Genomic DNA, 5,363 nt, shown 5'->3' on the forward strand with positions numbered 1-5,363 from the left:
CTGAGACATTAAGTGGTTTCAGCCCAAAACACAAGCACTTCTGCAATGTGATTCGGTGTGGAATCGCGGTGCAGGGGTGCTTGTTCATTTGGTTGTTGCTTGATGGAACGTGCCCAGGCCATTAATGGACGCCGCTGTTTTTAATTGCCAGTGGCGATCAGTTTTTGGTGAAACAGGTTGTAGACCGTTTCAAATAGACTTCGGTAGTCGCCATCGGTGGCATCCAGGTACCAGTTAAATTTGGCAATGTGAGCGGGCAGTGCCGCCAAAGCCCCGGGATCGACAAAATCGTCCAAAGCGGTGACCAGCAGGTCCGCATCTTCAAGCGGCGCGTCGTCTGAAAGCAGTTCGACGACGTTCAGATTGCGGACAAAATCGATGATGTTGCGATTCACGGTGTCCGTGGTTTCCATGACCAGCTTGACCTTGACGGTTTCCTGCCACTGGAATTGCCGCAGATAGGGTACAAGGAGGTAGAAAAGCATTTCGACCAGAGGCCGCTTGGCGCGCTTGAACGCGGCAAATCCTGGGTCGTCTGGCAGGCTGTCAATGTACTGACTCAGCGTCTGGCGTGCGTGTTTTTGCATGTAGTTGGGCAACGACGGCTTGAAGAAGTCGGATTGCTTAACAAAATTCCCACCCATGAGATAGAAAGACGCGGCCACGCGCATCAAGTTAGCGTGCAGCTGGGGATAGTCAAAGGGGTCAGGGGAAGGGGTGCCGGTTGAATGGTCGTGGACCGCTTCGGGCAGCCCGGCAACCAGCTGTGCGGCCGGACTGTTGATTGCTTCAAGATACCGGCTCATCTTGACCGTGTCAGGATTGGGTGCTGAGAAGCGGATCGTTTTTTTTGCTGGAAGAAGTAGAAAAAAATGGTCTCCGCGTCCAAGGCGGCTTGCGGAACGTTGGGATTAGGCTTGCTCGGGTAAACCGCCGTCGTTGAGCACACGCTGCGGGACTGACTCGCTAAACGCGGCGTTCAGGGTGACAAAGTGGCCCCGGCTCATGCGGGTGCGACAGACGCCCCAAAACAGGCGCTCTTGGCTGGCCGTGATCGGGTTTGAATCTGCGGTGGGTAGGGCTTGGTACTGCTTGCTCAGCCGGGTAAAATCGAGTGCGCGAAACGGCCAGCGACTGCCATGATAGCTGAGCCAGTAAAACAGCTGCAGGAACAGGCGAACTTGTTTTTCATCACCGACAAACGTGGCCTGGGTGAGTGAGATCTTGACCTTGAAGCCGGCCAAAAAGCTGCGGACCATGGCCGTTTTGCGCATTAGCGTGGACCTGCTGATGTAGTGCTCGGCACAAAACCGACTGACGCTTTGCTGAGTGCCCTGCACGAGATAGTCGACGAACTGGAAGGCAATCGAGTTGTTCAGCAGGAACAGCCGGTAGTCATCGACTGACAGAGAAAGTGCGGCGCCGTCGGTCAGTGACTGCTTGATTTTGCCTACTGGTTCACCGGAAAGGGTCACCAGGTCGCGGGTCAGCTCCTGGAAGACGTTGTAGCTTTGCTGGTACGACAGCGTTAAACGCTCGGCCAAGTCAGTAATGGACAGGCTTTGCGTTTGGTTTGTGACGAGCGTGCGAAACATGGTGAACTTTTGCAGGTCGGATTTTTCCAAGAAAATAGTTTCGAAATTCATGGCGCTCGCCTCCTCCGCGGTTTGTGTTCGGATAATTAATCAAGGTCAGAATACCACATGTTTGAGTCTGGGAAAAAGTGGGTCACCCCAAAACTATTTGATAAAGTTGATTAATTTTTGCGGAGAGACAATCAAATAGCGGGTCGATAAATACTGAACAAAATGAAGGCAAAGTTACACAAATTGGGTACGCTAAGCACAACTGATGGTCCTGAGCAATTCGCCTCTAAGAAAGTTCTCATTAATAGCAAAATATTATTGGCCTATTTTGAGCGCGGCGCCTATAATTGTTCTTGAAATGCAGGCTCATGCATCGATCACACGAAAAGAGGCATTTTTATGAGAGGTCGCGAAGATATCTTTCTGGCGCAGTCCCAGGCGGAGGAGACGAGTCTTTTCCGGCGAATCGTCAACGCCCGGTCATCGCAAACGCCAGTGGCGGAAAGGCTGACCCGCGAGCGGGCGGACGAACCGCTGGTGACGGACGTCAATCTGAAGCAAATCGCGGCGCTGACCCGGCGCAATTATGGCTCAGTTTACAACACCTACAACAGCCTAGTGGAAACCCTCCAGGAGATGATCGGCACTAAGACCACCACGGTGCGCAAGCTGTTCAACGTGCCGTCTAGTCAGGTGCGGCTCTTTTTAGTGCAAAAGGATCACCCGTACCGCTTCCTGCACACGCTGGTTTATCACGACTACAAAGATTTTGCCGAATTTCTGAAGGCGAGCCATGCCAGCAAGGCCACGATGCTGCGACACTTGAAGCCGTTGCGCGATTTTGCGCGCAAGTTCGGCGTCCGTTTCTCGTACGAAACCCTTAGCCTGCAAGGTGATGAAAAACGGATCCGCGTGTTTTTGACGATGATCTTCTGGCTGGCGACGGATGGCGCCGGTTGGCCTTTCGATGATTTGAAGCGCGAGGCGGTGGGCCGGGTCGTTGATGAAACGGTCACCTTATATGATATGAACAAGCCGAATTACGTCACGCGCGAAGTGACAATGTATTACACCGCTATTGCGCACAAACGGTCCAGTGAGGGTCACGTGATCACCTATGATCCCAATCAATTGACGCTTCGCTACCCGACCGCGAACATGTTTGAGGAACTGCAGCCGAGTTTGGCGCAGGACTTTTTTGTTCCCTAAGTTTTCCACTGAAGGGCAAATGGGCGAGAGTGCAGCGATGTACTTTGTCTTTAATTTTCTGCCGCTGTTTGGCACGACCAACAGCCAGACCATGGCGCGGACGATGGAACGGTTCCGGCATTATAACCTGCCGCTTTACACCTTGGTCACGGAGTTCTTGGCGAAGTTACCAGTGGCTTTTCTGACCAGTGATCGGCTGCCTGAAGGGGCAATGAATCTGCTGAAGGCCAACTTGCTGGCCAATGTGGTGTTCACGCTGGAGTTTGGCGAGGACCTGTCCCAGGTGATCGCCTACGAGATCAATGAGCATCTGGTGGCAATGCCTGACAATTCGCTACTCAAGAAACGGGTCAGACAGACGCTGGAGCATGTGGTTTACGTGAACGAGCTCGACGAACTGAAGCCCCACCTGGATGCGCTGACCGAGGCCTTTTATAAAGACGTGCTCCAGGTCGCCCAGCAGTTTGCCCCGAAGAGCAAGGTGCGCGTGGCGGCGATGACCGAGCAGGCCGGACTGGGTTACGTTGATTTGCTCAGCTTTTTGATGGCCCAGCCGTTTGTTGAGTTGGTGTCACCCGATGATGGGCTGGAGAATGTCGATTTGGTCATCGAAAGTGCGACCGTGCCGGATGCAACTAAGCGGCGGGCCGGGATCTTGACGTACAAGTGGGCGGCGAGTGCCTCGAACGACTGGTTCGGGGAGCTGTACGCTGAACTGCGCCAGATCTGGGAAAATAAAAATGAAGGCAGTCGCGACGAGAATTTTGACTACTGATTGGTTGCACCAATGGGTGGTTTGCAGTATTCTAGCAGTGACAAAATAACACGTGATTAGGTGCCCATTTTGAGACTTCCAGAGACCCGGCGGGCGGTGCGAGCCGGGACGTCTCACTTCCAGCACGACAGTGGGCGGCGACGAGCCGCACGGCGCTGACCGTTAGCAGCAAATTAAGGGTGGTCTTTAGACCAAACTTGGGTGGCACCGCGGAAGAGCCTTTCGTCCCAAATGAGATGAAGGGCTTTTTGTATGCAATTACGTAGAGGAGGATATGCATGTTAGACATTAAAGTGATCCGTAAAGACCCTGCCTGGGCCAAGCAGAAACTGGCGGCCCGTGCAGTCAAGCCGGAGGAAATTGATGACTTACTCGCCGATGACGACAAGCGCCGCGCACTGATCGCGCAGACCGAGCAGTTAAAAGCTAAGCGCAACGAGGTGTCCGGCCAAATCGCGCAGAAGAAGCGTAACAAGGAAAACGCAGATGATGATATCAAAGAGATGCGTGAGGTCGGACAGAAGATTGGCAAGCTTGATAAGGAACTGGCCGCAGTTGAGGAAAAGCTCAATTATGTGCTGGTGCGGCTGCCGAACTTTCCTGCTGACGATGTCCCGATGTCTTTGAACGAGGACGACTCGCGTGAAGAGTACAAGTGGGGCAACATCCCGCACTTTGATTTCAAGCCGAAAGCGCATTATGAGCTGGGCGAATCCTTGGGTATCCTGGATTTTGAACGGGCAGCCAAGGTGTCTGGGGCGCGGTTCGTTTATTACAAGGGTGCAGGTGCGCGCCTGGAGCGGGCCGTTTACAACTTCTTCTTGGATGAGCACTATAAGGAAGGGTATGAGGAAATCATTCCGCCGTACCTGGTCAACAACGATTCGATGTTCGGTACGGGGCAGTTTCCTAAGTTCACCAAAGACGTTTACACGATCATGAACGAGGACGATCCGTTGACGCTGATCCCAACCGCTGAGGTGCCGCTGGTCAACTATTATCGTGGTGACATTATCGATGCCGAGAAGCTGCCGATCAGCGTGACAGCGTTGACGCCTGCTTTTCGGTCTGAGGCCGGGTCGGCGGGGCGTGACACCCGGGGCCTGATCCGGATGCATCAGTTCAACAAGGTCGAAATGGTCAAGTTCTGCAAGCCTGAAGACTCGTGGGATGAACTGAAGAAGTTGGTTCACGACGCTGGGGACCTGCTGCAAAAGCTGGGCCTGCCGTATCACGTGATTACGCTTGCCTCAAACGATGCTAGTTTCACGTCGGCGAAAACCAACGACCTTGAAGTTTGGCTGCCGGCGCAGGATACGTACCGGGAAATCTCGAGCTGCAGTAACTGCACGGACTTCCAGGCGCGGCGCGCACAGATCCGTTACCGCGATGAGAACGGCAAGCCGCAGTTTGTTCACACACTCAATGGCTCCGGGTTAGCGGTGGGTCGCACAGTCGCCGCAATCTTGGAAAACTACCAAAATGCCGATGGTTCGGTGACAATTCCCGATGTGCTGGTGCCGTACATGGCTGGGCAAACCGTGATCAAAGGAGAATAAGTGCAGACAGTCGCAGGGATGCGGCTGTTTTTTTGGCGTTTGCAGAGGCTTTTTGGCAGTCATTGCGGTGATTTACTCGTTTCTTTTTCAAAAAGTAGTTGACGCGTCTTCGCCTGGTTGGTAATATAGTCAACGTTGTCAAAAACGCAGCGGCGCCTAGCTGCTGCGCGGGTGTTTGAAAAAAAACGGTTGACAATGCGGTGCCTAATTGATAGACTGTTAAAGTTGTCTTTT

General features: G+C 53.3%; 6 protein-coding genes. 3 read left to right on the forward strand and 3 right to left on the reverse strand.

The window, feature by feature from the left end; all coding sequences use genetic code 11:
* Positions 1–140: 140 nt before the first annotated feature.
* Positions 141–806 carry a hypothetical protein gene (locus tag JCM13995_RS12755; protein WP_054666269.1) on the reverse strand — a complete coding sequence of 222 codons (666 nt, stop codon included), beginning with the start codon at positions 804–806 and terminating at the stop codon, positions 141–143.
* Between the two features lie 105 nt (positions 807–911).
* Positions 912–1,646, reverse strand: a complete 735-nt coding sequence (locus JCM13995_RS12760) for a helix-turn-helix domain-containing protein (RefSeq protein ID WP_054666273.1) — start codon at positions 1,644–1,646, stop codon at positions 912–914.
* A 339-nt stretch (positions 1,647–1,985) separates the two neighbouring features.
* Between JCM13995_RS12760 and JCM13995_RS12765 the strand changes: the two genes are divergently transcribed.
* From JCM13995_RS12765 to serS, 3 genes are all read left to right on the forward strand, one after another.
* On the forward strand, positions 1,986–2,795 hold the full coding sequence (locus JCM13995_RS12765) for a helix-turn-helix domain-containing protein (RefSeq protein WP_054666277.1): 810 nt from the start codon (positions 1,986–1,988) through the stop codon (positions 2,793–2,795).
* Positions 2,785–3,570, forward strand: coding sequence for a hypothetical protein (locus tag JCM13995_RS12770; protein WP_054666280.1), 786 nt, complete (start codon positions 2,785–2,787; stop codon positions 3,568–3,570). Before JCM13995_RS12765 ends, JCM13995_RS12770 begins: the two co-directional genes overlap by 11 nt.
* A gap of 278 nt (positions 3,571–3,848) precedes the next feature.
* Entirely contained in the window at positions 3,849–5,129 is a 1,281-nt protein-coding gene (serS, locus tag JCM13995_RS12775; RefSeq protein ID WP_054666283.1) for a serine--tRNA ligase, read from the forward strand.
* On the opposite strand, the gene JCM13995_RS16430 is transcribed toward serS, so the two are convergent.
* The coding region (locus JCM13995_RS16430; protein ID WP_225350909.1) for a hypothetical protein at positions 5,116–5,363 on the reverse strand (248 nt) is incomplete at its 5' end. The genes serS and JCM13995_RS16430 overlap by 14 nt on opposite strands.

This window comes from Lacticaseibacillus camelliae DSM 22697 = JCM 13995 (assembly GCF_001311195.1).
Classification (GTDB): domain Bacteria; phylum Bacillota; class Bacilli; order Lactobacillales; family Lactobacillaceae; genus Lacticaseibacillus; species Lacticaseibacillus camelliae.

Excerpts from the sequence above, each read along its gene's own strand:
- JCM13995_RS12760 (WP_054666273.1), bottom strand. The coding sequence starts at position 1,646 with ATGAATTTCGAAACTATTTTCTTGGAAAAATCCGACCTGCAAAAGTTC.
- serS (WP_054666283.1), top strand. The coding sequence starts at position 3,849 with ATGTTAGACATTAAAGTGATCCGTAAAGACCCTGCCTGGGCCAAGCAG.
- JCM13995_RS12755 (WP_054666269.1), bottom strand. The coding sequence starts at position 806 with ATGAGCCGGTATCTTGAAGCAATCAACAGTCCGGCCGCACAGCTGGTT.
- JCM13995_RS12765 (WP_054666277.1), top strand. The coding sequence starts at position 1,986 with ATGAGAGGTCGCGAAGATATCTTTCTGGCGCAGTCCCAGGCGGAGGAG.